Below are 19,912 nucleotides of genomic sequence, written 5' to 3' on the forward strand. Positions count from 1 at the left end.
AAAAAATAAAAAAGCTTTGTTCCAAAGACAAAGCTTTTTTATTTATTTTAAATCTATTTATAACCTTTAATTCAAAATATTTTGATGTACTTTTTTCTGCAATAGCGTTTGGTAAATTAATACAATAATTGTCAGAATAATCAATAACCAGAATGCTGTTAAGAATGGGCTGGCATGTGTCGTTAATGAGTTCATTTTTCCTAATTCACTTAAGAACAAGGGAGTTGAGAAGGATCCAAGGTTTGCACCAATTAATAGCGTTGAGTTAGCCAATGTTTCTGATCCTTTTGGTGCTATGACACTGACCAGCGAGAAGATATAAGATCCTACAAGTGGATATGACATACCACAAACGATAGCACCAAGTGTAACACCAAAAACACTGTTAACACTAACCATGATTAATGAACCAAGTGCCATAAATAAAATGCCCAATGGTAAAATGAATTTTTTAACAAAGCTATAGATACGTCCGAAAAGTATGCCCATGACCATACCCATCAATGTATTAGCCGAAATAATCAAGCTTGAAACAGCACTTGATTTTGAAAAATCAGTGACGATGATATTTGGAATTTGAATAATAACTGCTGTTGAACAGGCAACCATAAATGCTAGCAACACCGTCATAATAATAACCGGTAAGTTAATACGTTGTTTCCTATTGTCGTTACCTTGTGGAACAGGTGGTTCGGGCACTACTTTTAAGAAGAAGGCGAGTAGTGGGAAAGCTAAAAGATAGATTAAAAATGATGCGTGCCAGTTAATTAACACAAGTACACCCACGACAACATTTAAAATTGAAACACCTATTTGTTCAGTAGCAGAACGAAAACCAAGCATTTGAGAACGTGCGGGATCTTCGTAAAATAAATCAATAATGGTGATGGCAAGTGAGTTAAACAAACCAATACCACAGCCAACAATTAACCTTGAAATTAAAATCAAAATGAAGCTATGTGAGAAAAATGGAAATACACCAGCTACGCCTGTTAAAATCAATCCAATTGTAATGGTTTTTTTAATACCAAGCTTTTTCGAAATGATACCAGAGAGAAGCAATGTTGTCATAACTGAAAACTGCTGTATGGTAGCAATCATATCAATTTGTGATACAGAAATATCTGGAAAACTTTTCGCCATTTCAGGCAATGCAGAGGAAATGGCTGTACCTGTTGTAATCATGACAGATACTGATAAAACAGCTAAAACAAAAATTTTAGAATGAGGATTTTTTTGATTCAAAATAGCACCTTCTTTTTGTCAGAAAACTTAATTATTTTGTTAAAAGATAAACTTTGCTTTCATATGGACGTAAGGTTGTTCCTTGATCATCTGAATAGTTATTGATTAACAATTCTGCCGATTTCGTCTGTTCATAGTCACGAGTGACTACTTTATCAGTGAAGTTACTCAACACAAGGATAGACTGATCTTGATAATGACGAAGGTATGCGTATACCTGGTTGTCTTCAGGATCAATTGCTTCAAACGTTCCGTATCTAACAATCTCTGAATCACGACGAAGTTGTATTAATTTCTGGTAATGATAGTAAACGGAGTCGTTATCAGATAAAGCATTTTCGGCATTAATGGTTGTGTAATTTTTGTTTGGTGCATACCAAGGTGTCACCTTTGAAAATCCGGCATTTTGTTGGTCATTCCATTGCATAGGAGTTCTCGCATTATCACGCGACACATTAGCTAAATACTTTAGCATGGTTGTGCTGTCAACAATCTTTTGCTTATCAACGAATTCATTATAAAAGTTGATCGATTCAATATCTTCATATTGTTCCAAACTTTCAAAATGACCGTTAGTCATGCCTAATTCTTCACCTTGATAAACATAAGGTGTACCTTGCAACATATGCAAGGTGGTTGCTAACATTTTAGCAGATAATACTCTGAATTCAGGTTGATCATTTCCAAATCGAGAAACGGCACGTGGCTGGTCGTGATTATTCCAATAGAGGCTGTTCCATCCTTTGCCATCTAAGTCAAGTTGCCAACGATTTAGGGACTTTTTTAACTCTACTAGTTTAATAGGTTCGTCATTCCATTTGCCAAGTCTAACGTCTGGATTGCCACTAAGCGAAACATGTTCAAATTGGAAGACCATGTTCAATTCATGGCTATCTAATCCAGTGTACTTAATCGCATCTTCAGGAGTTGTGCCAGGCATTTCACCAACAGTAATTGTGTCATATTGGGATAATACTTCGTCGTTCATTTGGCGTAAAAATTCATTAAGCCGGTGTCCATCTGCTACAAAGTCCATGGTTGTTCCAGAAGTTACTGGCCCTGTGACGTCAGGCAAACCTTCAGGTTTAGAAATTAAATTGATTACATCCATTCGGAATCCATCAACACCTTTATCCAACCAAAAACGTTCAATATCGAATACGGCTTCGCGAACTTCCGGATTTTCCCAATTAAGATCGGGTTGCTCTTCGGCAAACATATGCAGATAGTATTGCTTTCGTTCAGGAACATATGTCCAAGCAGAGCCGCCAAATGCTGCAAGCCAATTATTTGGTTCATGTCCGTCTACTGGGTCTCGCCAAATATAATAATCGGCGTATTCATTTGATTGGCCTTTGCGACTCTCTTTAAACCAAGCATGTTGATCCGACGTATGATTAACAACCAAGTCCATCATGATTTTAAGATCTAGTTGATGTGCTTGTTGAAGTAAATCTTCAAAATCTTGCATTGTACCATAATCTGGGTTGATATTACGATAGTCAGCAATGTCATATCCATTATCTTTATTTGGAGAAACATAAATAGGATTTAACCAGATTACATTAGCACCCAAGTTATGAATATACTGTAATCGTTGTGTAATACCAGCAAGATCGCCAATACCATCGTTATTACTATCTTGAAAACTCATCGGATATATCTGATATACTACCGAGTCCTTAAACCACTGTTTTGTCATTGTTTGATTCTCCTCTTTATTTTATACTCATAGGATACCATTTTGCGTAAACGTTTACAATCCTTTTATACCAGTTAAGTAAACGTTTACTTTGTTTGAAGATTGATGTCATCATAAAGATACGATAAAAATAAGAATTTATTTAATTTATCAGATTGAATGGTGTTGAGATATAATAAAATAAGCTAGTAAGTCAGAAAACGGAGTTAATAATGTCAGTTACAATTAAAGATGTTGCTAAAAAAGCTAATGTTTCAATCGCAACTGTTTCCAGAGTATTGGCGGGTAAAAAAGAAGCATACGCTCTAACAACTGAAAAGAGAGTAAACAAAGCAATCCAAGAATTAGGTTATAAAAAGAATAAAACTGCGGTAGAATTAGTGACCATGAAAAGTAATGTTATTGCGATTCTAGTATCAACTCCCAAAACAAATTTTGCGATGAAAATCATTGAAAGTATTCAAAAAAATGCCTATGAAAAAGGTTTGAGTGTGATAATTTTATTTGTTGGTGATAATGACGAGGAAACGCAAATCAAAGCACTTAATACTGTTATTGAACGACCAGTTAAGGGCATATTATTAATTTCCGTAGAATTATGTTGTGATGCCATCAATTTACTCAAGAATAGTGGTATTTCGAATGTATTCGTTTCAACTGCAATGAGTAAAAAATCAAAGTTTGTGTCTTCAGATGACTTTCAAATAGGGTATGAAGCAACCAAGTTTTTAATTAATAAGGGTCACAAAAAAATTGGTCTATCCAGTTTGGATGTCGATAAATTTATAGGGCAACAACGATTAGCTGGTTATTTGTCAGCTTTGCAAGAATATCATATTCCTAAAAGTGATGATTGGATTTTTGAGGGTGATTACTCATATGAAAGTGGTGTAGCATCAATGCAATATTATGCAACGCAAACGGATATAACAGCAGTTATTGGTACGAGTGACTTGGCAGCAATAGGGATTATTAACACAGCTCAAAAACTAGACATTAAGGTGCCTTCGCAACTAGCAGTGATTAGCATCGACGGCACCTATTTAGTTGATATTGTTAGTCCTCGCGTTACTAGTGTTACACAGTCATTCTATAATATGGGAGCAACTGCTTTGAATATGTTGTTTGGTGAAGACAATGGGGACAGCCATATTTATACTTCCTTTAAAATAGACGAACGTGAGAGTAGTTGAATCAAAGTAGAATGATGACAGATCATATGTATTTTAACAAGACCTCACTGTATCCATAGTGTGATTGTAATGTGAGGTCTTGTTATAGTTAAAGCCGCGTATTGTCTAGATTCTTGGAGAGATAAGTTGTAGTAGATGGACTTAATTATTGCTAATGCAATCACAACTTTAGGGTTGATAAATCAAGTCTGTAAATAAAGGATATAAATGATGAATTATAAAATTTTTATAGTTGAGGATAACCAAGAAATCGTGAGCCTGTTGAAAAAGGGGTTGGTTAGTTGGGGACTAAGCACAGTCAGTTGTAAAGATTTTAATCATGTTGAAGAAGAAATCGAAATGTGTTCGCCCCATTTAGTTTTGATGGATATTAATTTACCATATTATAATGGCTTTTTTTGGACACAGAAAATACGTCAAAATAACATGATACCAATCATTTTTTTATCTAGCCGTGATGAAGAAAGCGATATGATTATGGCTATGAATTTTGGAGCAGATGATTATATTACTAAGCCGTTTAATATAGATTTATTAATCGTCAAAATTAATGCATTGCTAAGGCGCGAATATAGCTTTGGTGTGGAGAAAAAGCATTCAGAATTTCAAGGTTATACCTTGAATATTATTGATAATCAGTTAGTATATGATAATCGAGAGGTTGTTCTCTCTAAAAATGAAACAAAGCTACTGTACCTTTTATTTGCGCATCCAAATCAACTTGTTACCAGAGAAGATATCATGGCTACTTTATGGGATAACGAAATGTTCGTTGATAAGAATACACTATCCGTTACGCTAACAAGATTGCGTAACAAAGTGACAAAAATTGGATTTTCAAAGTATTTACAAACTGTTAAAGGTAAGGGGATTAAACTCAGTGATTAAAAATATATTGAGATTAGCTTGGCAATTTTTATTTGATTTTTGGTATCTGTACGTTTCATTTGCGTTAACTTTTCTTTTACTAATGTGGAGCGTAATCATGCGATCACTAAGTCTAGACTCGATGTTCGATGTCCTTTGGGGCGGTTTTTATATTTTAATTATTATTACTTGTATTTTATTTTGGAAATGGTACCGAGCACATAGGATGCTGATTCAGTTAATGTATGAAGAAGAGGGACATGGATTATCAAATATTTTAACTTTGTCTAGTCACGAACGAATCTACCAACAATTGATTAAAAAACAACAATTGAATCAAGAAAAAATGCAGGCACAGTTAAATGAAGATGCAAATGACATGCAAGATTACTATGCAATGTGGGCCCATCAAATTAAAGTGCCGCTGTCAGTTTTAGATTTGATGAACCAAACTGGGACAATTGAAAAATATGAAACTAGTAATCAATTGTTAGTGGTCAACCAGTATTTGGATATGATGTTGCAGTTTATCCGTTTAAAAAATTTTAATCAAGATATAGCGTATCAGCATATGAGTGTCCAAAAGTCTTTAAGATCAGTAATCAAAGACTATAAATATTGGTTTATCCATAAAGATTTGGCTGTTAGCATAAATGAATTTGATTTTTCTGTTGTTAGTGATGCGAAATGGCTTAGATTTGTATTCGAACAGGTTATATTTAATGCAATTAAATATACACCACATGGCAAAATAAATATTATTTGTCAAAATGATAATCAGGTTATTATTAAAGACACAGGCATTGGTATTGCTCAAAATGATTTACCGATGATTTTCAATCAAGGTTACACAGGATTTAATGGGCGTATTAATGGCAATGCAAGCGGTCTTGGTTTGTACATGGTTAAAAGAATTTTAAATAATTTAGGTCACGATATAACCATTCAATCTGAAGTGAATATTGGTACAACAGTCATAATTAATTTTCAACAAACTGCAATTAAATAGTCCTTACAAAGTTGTAAGGTGTGGAGATGATATGTAAGGTTAATCATCTCTTTTTTAATTTAAAATAGAATTATGATAAACGATATAGGAGAATAAAATTTATGACACTACTTAAAGTTGAGCATTTGAAAAAGGAATATCAGAGTAAATTTAAAAACAATACGGTTGTTGCCTTGGCTGATGTCAGTTTTGAGGTAGAAAAGGGTGAGTTTATTGCCATTATGGGTGAGTCTGGTTCAGGTAAATCGACTTTGCTAAACTGTATAGCTACACTTGATCAACCAACAGCAGGAACTGTTTCTTTAAATAATCAGAATTTCAAACATTTATCAGATAAACAATTAGCTGCTTTTCGTCGCGATCATCTGGGGTTTGTGTTTCAAGATTTTAATCTGCTTGATACAATGTCAGTTGCGGATAATATATATTTACCGCTTATATTAGCTAAAAATACAAATAACAAGGAGCAGAAACTGAACAATCTTGCTAAGCAGTTGGGATTACAGGATCTATTGAATAAGTACCCATATGAGTTATCTGGCGGACAAAAACAGCGAGTGGCTATTGGTAGGGCTTGGATCACAAATCCAGAAATTTTATTAGCTGATGAACCGACAGGCGCTCTAGACTCTAAGAATTCAGCTGATATTTTGTCAATATTTGAACAATATAATCAGCAAAATCAAACAATATTAATGGTTACGCATTCTGCTTTGGCCGCTAGTCGTGCTCAAAGAGTTTTATTTATTAAAGACGGAAAAGTATTTCATCAAACATACCGAGGCAATAAAACGGAACAAGAAATGTTACTGACAATTAGTGATGCGATGACTAATTTATTAGGGGGAATTGCTTAAAATGTTGTATTGGAAATTAGCTTGGCAATCAATTATAAAAAACAAGTTAGAGTACCTACCATTTATGTTAGCAGGCAGTGCTGCTGTCGCTTTGAACATGGTTATTCAGTTACTGATTTTTTCAAAGGGTGTCAAAAAAATAGCAGCAAACGTCTCTGTAATTGAAATGCTTACGTTTTCTCAAATCATAATTGCTATTTTTTCTATTATTTTTCTGCTTTATACATATAGTTTTCTAAGTAAACGAAAAAAGTCTGAGTTTGGCCTTTTCAGCATTTTAGGCTTGCAAAAAACTGATTTGATTAAAATTAGCTGGAGACAACAATTTATTTCTTTTATGGCAATTACTTTTTTTGGTCTCGTTAGTGGTGTCGTGTTCAGTAAAGTATTAATATTACTATTTATGAAGCTGGTGGGCGGTACAGAATTTCAGTTAAACATCACAATCGTGTCAATAATATTTATTGTTGTATTTTTTATGTTATGTTTTTTATTTTTGCTGACAACAGATATATTTTCGATTCTTAAACTTAAAACAATATCTTTATTGCATGCAACTGAAAAGGGAGAATCAGAACCCAAAAGTCACTGGGTATTATTCGGCCTTGGCCTCGTTCTGTTAACGGTGGGATACTATATGTCCGTAACAGTTCATTCACCTTTAAAAGCAATTAGCCAATTTTTTATAGCTGTACTGCTAGTTGTTTTTGCGACATATATTCTGTTTATTGTAGCTTCGACGATTATTTTAAAAGTAATGAAACGAAGTGGAAAGTATTACTACCAAGCAAATCATTTTATAACTGTGTCGAATATGTTATTTAGAATGAAGCAGAGCGCAACGGGTCTGGCTAGTATTACGCTATTAACCACTATGTCACTGGTTGTGATTGTTACAACAGTTTCAATGTTTGTTGGACAAGAAGACTATGTCAATCAAAAATTCCCACGAGCTGTTATTTTGACAAATACATCTGACCGAAAAGTCCCCGTCGAATCTGTAAGAAAAGAAGCTAGGAAGAATGGTATAAAAATAAGTAAACCATACAGATTGGAAATTAGTACTGCGATTGCTGGTAATTTAACAAATCAAGGAAAGTTACAACCTTTAACTGGTGATTCTGTTGGAAGTGTTGATAATTGGTCTGAAATCCAGTTTATAACAGAAAAACAGTATAAATATATGGATAACAGTAGCGCGAACAGCTTACAGGCTAATGAAATCTATGTCTATGATAGACAAGGAACATTCAATGAGCGCAGCATCACTTTTTTGAATAAAAAATATCATGTGAAAAGTGTGTTAAAAAAGATTAAAGGAATCCCTAGCGTTCAGCCTAATATGACGCATTCACTGATAGTAGTTGTGCCTTCTAAGAGTGTTACAAGTACGCTAGGAAATGCGTTTAATGATATAGGTGATACAAAACAGAATATTATTTATAAAAACCAGTTATTATTCAATGTAACAGGTACTAAGCAGCAAAGAGAAGAATTCTTAAAAGAAGTATCTCAGACATACAATATTACGAGTGAAGATAGATTTTCAACAATGTCGGTACTAAAAGAATTTTATGGTGGATTTTTCTTTATTGGTTTAGTCTTTTCAGTTAGTTTTATTATGGCAACTGGTTTGATTATTTATTACAAGCAAATATCTGAGGGACGTTCTGACCAAAAGCAATTTGATATTTTGCAAAAAATCGGTATGTCCAGTCAAGAAGTTAAGAAAACAATTCGTTCACAAATCATTTGGATCTTTGGTCTGCCTGTTGTTGTTGCGATAGTGCACTTATGTTTTGCGATGCCAATGATTCATAAAATTCTGCAATTGTTTGGTATAATTATTGGTCCAGTAGTTTATCTGACCACTGTACTAACAGTGATATCGATAGTTGTAATTTATTACTTAATCTATCTGAAAACATCGAAAACATATTATCATCAGGTTTCAAGAAGAATATCTTAGCAGCGTGTTAGGGAAAATAAAAAAAGCGATTTCATTTATTGAAGTCGCTTTTTAATGTTTTTGAAACGACAGTTACATTACCGTCAAGACCGTCAAGCATAAAAACAGTATAATTGATTAACCTGCTATATAATTGAGCTAATTAATACTTGATTGAAGTTAGAAAGGGAAATCATGTCACATAATCAAAAAGAAAGCAATAAAATTATGAAGCTGGGCATTGGTACCAACAAGGTAGGTGGCCATAATTTATTTGATGGTTTAAAAGATGCAGACGGCTTTGATATAATTCGTGAAGCGTTGGATTCAAAGGTGCAAATGATTGATACAGCCTATATGTATGGTCTTGGTCGTTCGGAAGAAATTATTGGTGAAGTACTGAAAAAGTACTCTCGATCAAACTTTAAAATTGCTACCAAAGCGGCACAAGATCCAGATAATGAATTGAAAATAAATAACACACCAACTTTCCTTAAAAAGGCAGTTGATGATGCTTTGATAAGACTTCAGACGGACTATATTGATATTTTCTATATTCATTTCCCTGATGAAAATACGCCCAAAGATGAAGCAGTTGCTGCTCTAAATGATTTGAAAGAATCTGGGAAAATTCGTGCAGTGGGTTTGTCAAACTTCAGTTTAGAACAAATTAAAGAAGCTAATAAAAATGGTCAGGTAGACTATGTAGAAGATGCATATAGTTTAGTACATCGCGAAGCGGAAAATAAATTATGGCCCTACTTGCAAGAAAATCATATTGATTTTGTACCATATTTCCCATTAGCTTCTGGGCTTTTAACAGGGAAATACAGCCTGGCAGATGCTGATAAGTTTGATCAGTTTACAAAAGCGCAATTTGAAACAATTATCTCTGCCTTAAAAATTGTTGAGAAAATAGCGGAAAATCACAATGCTTCAATTTCACAAACTATTCTGGCTTGGTACGTTGCTAACCCTAGCATTAGTGCGGTTATTCCTGGGGCACGTAACGCAAGCCAAGTGTCTAATAATGTTGCTACATTAAACATCGACTTAACTGAAACCGAGTATCAGCAAATTGACCGGGCATTTGAAAAGTTTTAGTAAATCCTGTTTATAAATCTATATAAAAAAGTAAGTCATATGGCAGGCTTGCTTTTTTGAGGTCTGCTTACTCTAGAAAAAGGAAATGAAGATGAAGATACGATATTTGATGAATGGACCGTGTTGAATAATGCTGTGTTTTAAGAAAAGTACTGATTGTAAACAGTCAGTTTTTTTATTGACGATTCTTATGTTACTGATAAGATTTGTAATACTATAACTGAAAGTGATAATTATACTATAATGCATATAATAAAAAAGAGTTCTTGATTTTTCAAGAACTCTTTTTTATGTTCGCCGTGTTACTTTTTAGTGTAGTGAGACAATATCCTATCAAATAATTGGGTGGTATTAACATCATTTAAATATTCTGTAATGTTATAAGCCTCTTTTATCTTCTTCTCGTTATTATAGTAAATTCCGGTTAGAAATAATTTCCATAGTTGTTGATTCGTGTTGAGTGATATTTTTTCCATTTCCAATTTGTTAAGTAAAAAAATAGTAATGTTATCGTTCTTTTGCATGATACTGGTTTCCAAATATTTAATTATTGTATTAGAAATTATGTCAGGGTAGCACATGACATTAGATTCGTTGTTGTATTGTAGCAAAATGTCTAAGAAATACGATTTTGTTTTCTTAACAGGAAGCATGTTAATGGTAGATTCAAACAGATAAATATCGTATAGACGCCAATTAATAATTTTATCAAAATACGAAAAAAGTATATTTTGATCAATTTCATCCGCTGATTGAAAGAAAAGATGATAAATAGTTGATTGTACCATTAGCATGCGATGCTTTGTTGCTATATCTAATGAATTATGATGCTTATAGTGTGACAATATTTTGCGTAATTCATCAGTATTCCCTTGCTCGTAGAGCTTATCAAGCTTATTTCTAAAATTTGTCGTATTTTGCTCTGGACCAAATACACTATAGAAATATTCTTCAACAGTAATCTCAAGTTTGTTACAAAGAATAAATAATGTTTGAACATTTGGTAAAATTTGCCCATTTTCTATTCTGGAAACCATGGCCTGGGAACCAACAATATCACCCAGTTGTGCTTGAGACATATTTCTTAATTTTCTTTTTTCTTTGATAATGTTGCTTTTAAATTCTCGCATAATTATAAATCTCTACCCCATTGCTATATAAAATTTAGTAACTAAAAACTAGCACGGTATGTGCTAGTTTTTTTGCTTTATTCAATATTGCATATACTATTATGCATAAATCGCAAAAGAGAAGAATAAGGCTTATAGAATGAAATGGTAAAGGTTCGACATTTTTATAGGTACTTTACGGTAAGAATATGAAGTGAGGTAAAATTTCATGAGAGACAAAAGCATAATATGCGATCGTAAAAAATTGTATAAGTCTGGAAAAATGTTAGTGACAGCTGGTATTTTTTCTGCTATCATTTTTGGCGTTTCCACAACTAACATCAGCGCTGATAGCACTGATGTTACAGTATCACAAGCAACGCATACAGTGGCCGACGCGCCAATTGTAACGGACAAAGTAGCCGACACACCAGCCACAACAGAAAAAGTGGCCGATACACCAGTTGCAACAGAAAAAGTAGCCGACACACCAGCCATAACAGAAAAAGTGGCCGATACGCCAGTTGCAACAGATAAAGCAGTTGACACACCAGCCACAACAGAAAAAGTGGCCGATACGCCAGTTGCAACAGATAAAGCAGTTGACACACCAGCCACAACAGAAAAAGTGGCCGATACACCAGTTGCAACAGAAAAAGTAGCCGACACACCAGCCATAACAGAAAAAGTGGCCGATACGCCAGTTGCAACAGATAAAGCAGTTGACACACCAGCCACAACAGAAAAAGTGGCCGATACGCCAGTTGCAACAGATAAAGCAGTCGACACACCAGCCACAACAGAAAAAGCAGCCGACACACCAGCCACAACAGAAAAAGTGGCCGATACGCCAGTTGTAACAGAAAAAGCAGCCGACACACCAGTTGCAACAGAAAAAGTAGCTGATACAAAGGCGACAACATATAAAGTAGCTGACAAAAAGCCGGCGGTAGCCGATACACCAACAACAACAAATAAAGTAACGGGCAAACCAGCCACAACTTCAGAAAAAGCAAAAAGCATTAAACAAATTGATGGTAAAACTTATTTCATAGGTGATGATGGTCAACCTAAGAAAAATTTTACGGCTATTGTTGATGGTCAAGTATTATATTTTGACAAAGATACTGGTGCTTTGACACCAAATAGTGGTCAATATACTGATGGTTTGGTCAATATAGGAAATGAGCATAATGCTGCATATTCATTATCTTCAGATAGTTTTACACAAGTTAATGGTTATCTAACGGCTAATAGTTGGTACCGACCTAAGGATATATTGAAAAATGGTACAACTTGGACGGCTTCAACAGCAAACGATTTTCGACCATTATTGATGTCTTGGTGGCCGGACAAAGATACCCAAGTTTCATACTTAAAGTATATGCAATCTGCAGGATTATTGTCAGATGATGTTGTGTTATCAAATAGTGATAGTATGGACAGTTTGACAGATACAGCTATGACTGTTCAAAAAAACATTGAAGAAAAAATTGGTTTATTGGGTAGTACTGACTGGCTCAAGACCGATATGAACAAAATGGTTGATTCACAATCGAATTGGAATATTAGTAGTGAGTCTAAGGGAACAGATCATTTGCAAGGTGGTGCGCTCTTATATGTTAATAGTGATTTGACACCAAATGCCAATTCCGATTATCGTTTATTAAATCGCACACCAACTAACCAAAAAGGTCAAATCACAACAGATAATAATCAAGGTGGTTATGAAATGCTGTTGGCCAACGACGTTGATAATTCTAACCCAATTGTTCAAGCGGAACAATTAAATTGGTTATACTACATGATGAACATCGGTAGCATTGTCCAAAATGATCCAACAGCAAATTTTGATGGTTACCGAGTTGACGCTGTTGATAATGTTAATGCTGATTTGTTACAAATTGCTGGAGACTATTTTAAAGCAGCCTATGGTACAAATCAAAGTGACGCTAATGCAAATAGTCACTTGTCTATCTTAGAAGACTGGGACAACAATGACCCAGCATATGTAAAAGCACATGGGAATAATCAATTAACAATGGATTTTCCAATACATTTGGCATTGAAATATTCATTGAATATGCCAACTAATGCCCGTAGTGGTTTGGAACCAACCATTTCAACAAGCCTCGTAAATCGAGCAACTGATAGCACAGAAAATGAGGCCCAACCGAACTATTCATTTATTCGCGCACATGATAGTGAAGTACAGACGGTTATTGCTCAAATTGTTAAAGATAAAATTAATCCTAATTCCGATGGATTAACTGTCTCAACAGATGAAATCGCCAAAGCATTCGAAATATATAATGCTGATGAATTGAAAGCTGATAAAGAGTATACCGCATATAATATACCTTCATCATATGCATTGATGCTAACTAACAAAGATACCATTCCTCGTGTATACTATGGTGATTTGTTTACGGATGATGGACAATATATGTCTGCGAAATCACCATATTATGATGCGATTACTTCGTTGCTTCAATCGCGAGTGAAATATGTTTCAGGTGGTCAATCGATGAAAATGACTTACCTTCATGATAACCAAGGTCTTGTGACATCTGTCCGCTATGGAAAAGGCGCCATGACAGCAACGGACACTGGTACTACTGAAACACGTACCCAAGGTATTGGGCTGATTGTCGGCAATAAAACTGATTTAAAGCTTAATAATGATGAGCAGATTGTCCTTGATATGGGTACTGCACACAAAAACCAAGCTTATCGCGCATTAATGTTAAGTACCAAAGAAGGTTTGAAAATTTATAATAGCGACGACGAGGCACCAGTGTCGTATACAGATGACCAAGGCCGTTTGATTTTTAAATCTGATATGGTTTATGGTGTGAGTGATGCTCAAGTTTCTGGTTATTTGGCAGCTTGGGTGCCGGTCGGTGCAAGCGATACCCAAGATGCCAGAACAGAAAGTAGTACAACAGTATCAACAGATGGTCATACCTATCATTCAAATAGTGCCTTAGATTCTCAAGTTATATATGAAGGCTTTTCAAACTTCCAAGCTATGCCAACGCAAGCTGACGAGTATACCAATGTCAAAATTGCCGAAAACGCACAATTATTCAAGAGTCTTGGAATAACAAGTTTTGAATTGGCACCACAATACCGTTCAAGTACGGATAACAGCTTCTTAGATTCAGTTATTCAAAATGGCTATGCCTTCACGGATCGTTACGACATCGGTTATAACACGCCTACCAAGTATGGTACAGTAGATCAACTATTAGATGCTTTAAGAGCATTACACGCTCAAGGTATTCAGGCCATTAATGATTGGGTTCCAGACCAAATTTATAATTTGCCTGGTGAAGAAATCGTGACAGCCAGTCGAACAAATGGTTCGGGAAAATTGAATGAAAATTCAGTTATTAATAATACGCTATATGATTCTCGTACTGTTGGTGGCGGAGAGTACCAAGCAATGTATGGTGGTGCTTTCTTAGATAAATTAAAACAAGATTATCCTGAGCTGTTTGAAACAAAACAAATTTCCACAGGTGAAGCAATGAACCCTGATATTAAAATCACTGAATGGTCAGCTAAGTATTTTAATGGCTCAAATATTCAAGGACGTGGTGCATGGTTTGTGCTCAAGGATTGGTCAACAAATCAATACTTCAACGTATCAAGTGGTAGTGAATTCTTACCTAAGCAACTGTTAGGTGAAAAGACAAGTACAGGGTTTACAACCGTTGCTAATGGCAAGACTGAGTTTTATTCTACGAGCGGTTACCAAGCAAAAAACACATTTATCCAAGATAATGACAATTGGTATTATTTTGATAATGATGGTTATATGGTTGTTGGTGGACAAGAGATTAATGGCAAAAAATATTATTTCCTACCCAATGGTGTAGAGTTACAAGATGCTTACTTGTTCGATGGGACCAATGAATATTACTATAATAGTGATGGTCGTCAAATCTCTAATCAGTATTATCAAGGATCAGATAACAAATGGCGTTATTTCTTTTCAGATGGACGAATGGCCATTGGTTTAACAGCAATTACTGCAGACGATGGAGCGATTAATCAACAATACTTTGATGCCAATGGTGTGCAACTTAAAGGTGTTGCCATTAAAGATAATAATGGAAATGTCCGTTATTTTGATGGTAAGACAGGAAACATGGTTATAAATTCCTGGGGTAAGATAAGCGATGGTTCATGGTTATACTTGAATGATAACGGTATAGCGGTCACGGGACAACAAAACGTTAACGGTCAGAATCTTTACTTCAATGAAGACGGTATTCAAGTAAAAGGGGAAGCTGTTACCGATAACAGTGGAAACATACATTATTATGACCGCAGTACAGGAAATATGGTTGTGAATTCATGGGGTGAAACGAATAATGGTTCATGGTTATACCTAAACGACAAGGGTAATGCCGTTACAGGAGAGCAAGTGATTGCCGGTCAAAAACTATATTTCAATAGTAATGGTATCCAACTTAAAAATACATTCAAGAAGTTATCTGATGGTTCATGGCTATATTTGAATGATAAAGGTCTTCCAGTGACTGGTGCACAGGTAATCGACGGACAAAAATTGTATTTCGACTTAGATGGAAAGCAAGTCAAAGGTGATGTTGCTGCAGATGAACAAGGAAACATGCATTATTATGACAGTAACACAGGAATGATGGTTACTAATTCATGGGCAAAATTGCCGGACAGTTCATGGATGTATCTAGATAATGATGGCAATCCTTTGACGGGACAGCAAACGATTGATGGTCAGTCACTCTACTTTGATGATGATGGAAAGCAAATTAAAAATTCATTAGTTAAATTGGATGATGGATCAACGATTTATCTTGATGATAAAGGTGTTTCATCAGTTGGTGTTCAAAAAATCGATGATAAGATATATTATTTTGGTTCTGATGGTAAACAAGTAGTATGTCGATTCGAAGAATTGCCAGATGGCTCATGGATGTATTTAGATGATGACGGTGTTGCTGCTACAGGTGTGCAAAATATTAACGGTCAGGAATTATACTTCGACAATAACGGTAAACAAATTAAGAACGACAAAGTAATTAATGACGATGGCACAATAAATTATTACACAGGTACGAGCGGGGAAAAACTAAAAAATGATTTTGGTGAATTACCAGACGGTTCATGGATGTACTTAGATAACCAAGGAAATGCTGTAATAGGGGCCCAAAAAATTAACGGCCAAAATCTATACTTCAAGACAGATGGCAAACAAGTTAAGGGTGAAGCAAACATTGATTCATCAGGTGAAATGCACTTTTATGATCCTGATTCTGGTGAGCTAATTACAAATAGATTTGAACAAGTTGCTAGTGGTGTATGGGCTTACTTTGATGCCAACGGTGTTGCTGTGACTGGAGAACAGCGCATTGGTAAGCAAAATTTATTTTTTGATCCATCTGGTTATCAAGTGAAAGGTGACAAACGAACAATTGATGGCGTTCTCTATACTTTTGATAAAGACAGTGGGGAGAGACAGACCTTAAATTTTATTCCGGCGTTACCCATCAATGGACAATACACAACTGATGAGAATCAAAATTGGTATTACCAAGTCAACGATAAAAAAGTAAAAGGGTTATATACAAATAACGAAGGTCAATTACGTTATTTTGATTTGACCACTGGTGTGCAGACTAAAGGTGATTTTGTGACCATTGGTAGTAATACCTACTACTTCACTAAGGACCAGGGTGATGGTCAGATAGTTTCCGAAGTTACATCAGGACATTATGGTACTATCCAATTGAGTGATAAATCATCTGCATGGATTTACCGCGGTGCAAATGATCAAATTTTGAAAGGTCTGCAAAATATTAAAGGCCATTTGCAATATTTTGATCTAAGCACCGGTGCACAATTAAAAGGCGGTACTGCGAACTACGATGGTAATCTTTATTATTTTGAACCAGCAGCGGGTAACCTAGTCAGTAAAATTCAACAATCTTACGCAACCGGAAATTATGTGACCGATGGCAATAAGGTAACATACGTTGATGAGCAAAATAACCAAGTTACAGGATTAGCACAAATTGATAATCAATTACAATATTTCAATCCCAGTGATGGTAGTCAAGTCAAGGATGAGCAGGTAATAGTTGATGGTGTGACATATTACTTTGATAAAGATGGTAATGGCCAATATTTGTTTACAAATACCGCAACCATGTCAACCAACGAAATGACCAAACACAGTGCTGCTTATAGCAATGATAGTTTTAGTTTCAAGAATACAATAGATGGCTTTTTGACAGCTGATACTTGGTACCGTCCCAAAGATATATTGGAAAACGGACAGACGTGGGTTCCTTCTTCAACCAACGACATGCGACCACTAATAACAGTTTGGTGGCCAAATAAAGATGTTCAAGTCAATTATTTAAATCTTATGAAGCAAAATGGTTTGCTAGAGACAACTAGTCAATTCAATCTACAATCTGATCAATATGATTTAAATGTTGCAGCGCAAAAAGTGCAAGCTGCCATTGAAAAGCGTATTTCAAAAGAAAAAAGTACAGATTGGTTAAATGATATGTTGTTTAAAGCTCATGAATAGACACCTTCATTTGTGAAACAGCAATTCATTTGGAATAAAGATTCTGAATATCAAGCTCAAGGGGATGCATGGTTCCAAGGTGGTTATCTGAAATATGGCAACAGTGAATTAACGCCAACAACGAACTCAGATTATCGTGAATCAGGTAATACATTAGACTTCTTGCTTGCTAATGACGTTGATAACTCTAACCCAGTGGTTCAAGCTGAAAACTTGAATTGGTTACATTATTTAATGAACTTTGGCACAATTACGGCTAATGATGCTGATGCCAACTTTGATAGTATTCGTATTGATGCTGTTGATTTTATTCATAACGATACTATTCAAAGAACGTACGATTACTTACGTGATGCTTATAAAGTTGATACAAGTGAAGATAAGGCTAACAAACATATTTCACTAGTTGAGGCAGGATTAGATGCTGGTACCTCTACAATTAAGAGTGATGCTTTGATTGAATCTAACTTCAGAGAAGCAGCTACGTTATCTTTAGCAAATAAACCAGGAAATAATCATGCATTGACTAACATGTTGCAAGACATCGATGGTGGACAGATTATAGCTGATCATGCTAACAATGCAACAGAAAACGATGCAACGCCAAATTATTCAATTATTCACGCTCATGATAAGGGAATCCAGGAAAAAGTTGGTGCTGCAATCACTGACACAACTGGTGCAGATTGGACTAATTTCACTGATGAGCAATTGAAAGAAGGATTAGCAGCTTATTATCAAGATCAACGTTCAACGGACAAAAAGTATAACATTTATAACTTACCTAGTATCTATGCTTTGATGCTCACCAATAAGGACACCGTTCCACGAATTTATTATGGTGATATGTATCAAGACGATGGTCAGTATATGGCAAAGCAAAGTATTTATTATGATGCCATCGTTTCGTTGATGAATACTAGAAAGCATTATGTAAGTGGTGGACAAACCATGGATGTAGATGAACATGGTTTGCTGAAAAGTGTTCGTTTTGGTAAAGACGCAATGACAGCTAGTGATCTTGGTACGGATGAAACACGTACGGAGGGTGTTGGTGTGCTGGTGGGCAATGATTCATCATTAACACTAAATGATTCAGATACGGTTACTTTAGAAATGGGTGCTGCTCATAAAAACCAAAAGTATCGAGCTGCATTGTTAACGACTAGTGATGGTATTGTTACATTTGATCATGATAATGATGCACCAACAGTCTGGACAGATGACCGGGGTACGTTGACGTTCTCAAATAAGGAAATTGCTGGCCAAGATTATACTAGTGTACAAGGATTTTCTAATCCACAAGTATCAGGTTACTTAGCAGTTTGGGTACCCGTAGGAGCTAGTGATAATCAAGATGCTCGAACAACAGCATCAACAGATTCAAATACCGATGGTAAAGTACTGCATTCTAATGCGGCATTAGATTCAAACTTGATTTACGAAGGTTTTTCTAATTTTCAGCCTAAAGCAACTACTAAGGATGAACTGACTAACGTAGTAATTGCCAAAAATGCTAATTTATTTGAAAAGTGGGGAATAACAAGTTTCGAAATGGCACCGCAGTATCGTTCAAGCGGAGACCACACGTTCTTAGATTCAACTATTGATAATGGTTATGCATTTACTGATCGTTATGATTTAGGGTTTGAAACGCCAACTAAGTATGGTACAGATAAAGATTTGCGTGCTGCAATTAAAGCACTGCATCAATCAAACATGCAGGTTATGGCTGATGTAGTTGATAACCAGGTTTATAATTTGTCTGGACAAGAAGTCGTATCAGCTTCACGTTCCGGTGTTTATGGAAATGATGTACCAACTGGATTCGGTACACAACTCTATGCGGTTAATAGTGTCGGTGGTGGTAAATATCAAGCTCAATATGGTGGTGAATACCTGAATGAATTGAAGCAGGAGTACCCCGATCTATTCGAAGCTAAGACATATGACTATTGGGTTAAAAACTATTCAAATGACGGATCAAATCCATATTACACATTATCGCAAAACACACGAAAAGATATGCCAAGTAGTGAAGCCATTAAACAATGGTCAGCTAAATATATGAATGGTACTAATGTATTAGGGAATGGTATGGGATACGTCTTGAAAGATTGGAATACAGGTCAGTATTTTAAAATCGGAGAAAAAAATACTGATTTTATAATAAATTAATCAATAAGGATTTCTTATAATATTGAGAAAGGAAGTGTGATTTTTAAATCATACTTCCTTTTTTGATTTTCTTCATCAAGTACTAGCAAATTGTATTTTCAAGTACCTAGG

9 protein-coding genes and 1 pseudogene are annotated in these 19,912 nt (G+C 35.2%); 7 read left to right on the forward strand and 3 right to left on the reverse strand.

Annotation, left to right across the window (positions count from 1 at the left end; translation table 11 throughout):
* Positions 1-66: 66 nt before the first annotated feature.
* A complete protein-coding gene (locus tag GJV51_06535) occupies positions 67-1,245 on the reverse strand; it encodes an MFS transporter (GenBank protein QGM25650.1) in 1,179 nt (392 codons plus the stop codon).
* 31 nt (positions 1,246-1,276) lie between these two features.
* On the reverse strand, positions 1,277-2,947 hold the full coding sequence (locus GJV51_06540; GenBank protein ID QGM25651.1) for an alpha,alpha-phosphotrehalase: 1,671 nt from the start codon (positions 2,945-2,947) through the stop codon (positions 1,277-1,279).
* Positions 2,948-3,159: 212 nt separating this feature from the next.
* Here GJV51_06540 and GJV51_06545 point away from each other — a divergent pair, with 212 nt between their 5' ends.
* The 6 genes from GJV51_06545 to GJV51_06570 all read left to right on the forward strand — a co-directional run bounded on the left by GJV51_06545 (position 3,160) and on the right by GJV51_06570 (position 9,925).
* Positions 3,160-4,140, forward strand: a complete 981-nt coding sequence (locus GJV51_06545) for a substrate-binding domain-containing protein (protein ID QGM25652.1) — start codon at positions 3,160-3,162, stop codon at positions 4,138-4,140.
* A gap of 210 nt (positions 4,141-4,350) precedes the next feature.
* Complete coding sequence (locus GJV51_06550; protein QGM25653.1) at positions 4,351-5,028, forward strand: response regulator; 678 nt, start codon at positions 4,351-4,353, stop codon at positions 5,026-5,028.
* Positions 5,021-6,016: a sensor histidine kinase gene (locus GJV51_06555; GenBank protein ID QGM25654.1), complete on the forward strand. Its 996-nt coding sequence runs from the start codon at positions 5,021-5,023 to the stop codon at positions 6,014-6,016. The genes GJV51_06550 and GJV51_06555 overlap by 8 nt, the downstream gene beginning before the upstream one ends.
* 101 nt (positions 6,017-6,117) lie before the next feature.
* Complete coding sequence (locus tag GJV51_06560) at positions 6,118-6,873, forward strand: ATP-binding cassette domain-containing protein (GenBank protein ID QGM25655.1); 756 nt, start codon at positions 6,118-6,120, stop codon at positions 6,871-6,873.
* A gap of 1 nt (position 6,874) precedes the next feature.
* Positions 6,875-8,842, forward strand: coding sequence for an FtsX-like permease family protein (locus GJV51_06565; GenBank protein ID QGM25656.1), 1,968 nt, complete (start codon positions 6,875-6,877; stop codon positions 8,840-8,842).
* 174 nt (positions 8,843-9,016) lie between these two features.
* Positions 9,017-9,925 carry an oxidoreductase gene (locus GJV51_06570; protein ID QGM25657.1) on the forward strand — a complete coding sequence of 303 codons (909 nt, stop codon included), beginning with the start codon at positions 9,017-9,019 and terminating at the stop codon, positions 9,923-9,925.
* A gap of 302 nt (positions 9,926-10,227) precedes the next feature.
* On the opposite strand, the gene GJV51_06575 is transcribed toward GJV51_06570, so the two are convergent.
* Positions 10,228-11,055: a helix-turn-helix domain-containing protein gene (locus GJV51_06575; protein ID QGM25658.1), complete on the reverse strand. Its 828-nt coding sequence runs from the start codon at positions 11,053-11,055 to the stop codon at positions 10,228-10,230.
* 208 nt (positions 11,056-11,263) lie between these two features.
* Here GJV51_06575 and GJV51_06580 point away from each other — a divergent pair.
* A pseudogene (locus GJV51_06580) lies at positions 11,264-19,801 on the forward strand (glycosyl hydrolase).
* Positions 19,802-19,912 lie beyond the last annotated feature (111 nt).

The organism is Leuconostoc mesenteroides subsp. mesenteroides (assembly GCA_009676745.1).
GTDB classification, from domain to species: domain Bacteria; phylum Bacillota; class Bacilli; order Lactobacillales; family Lactobacillaceae; genus Leuconostoc; species Leuconostoc koreense.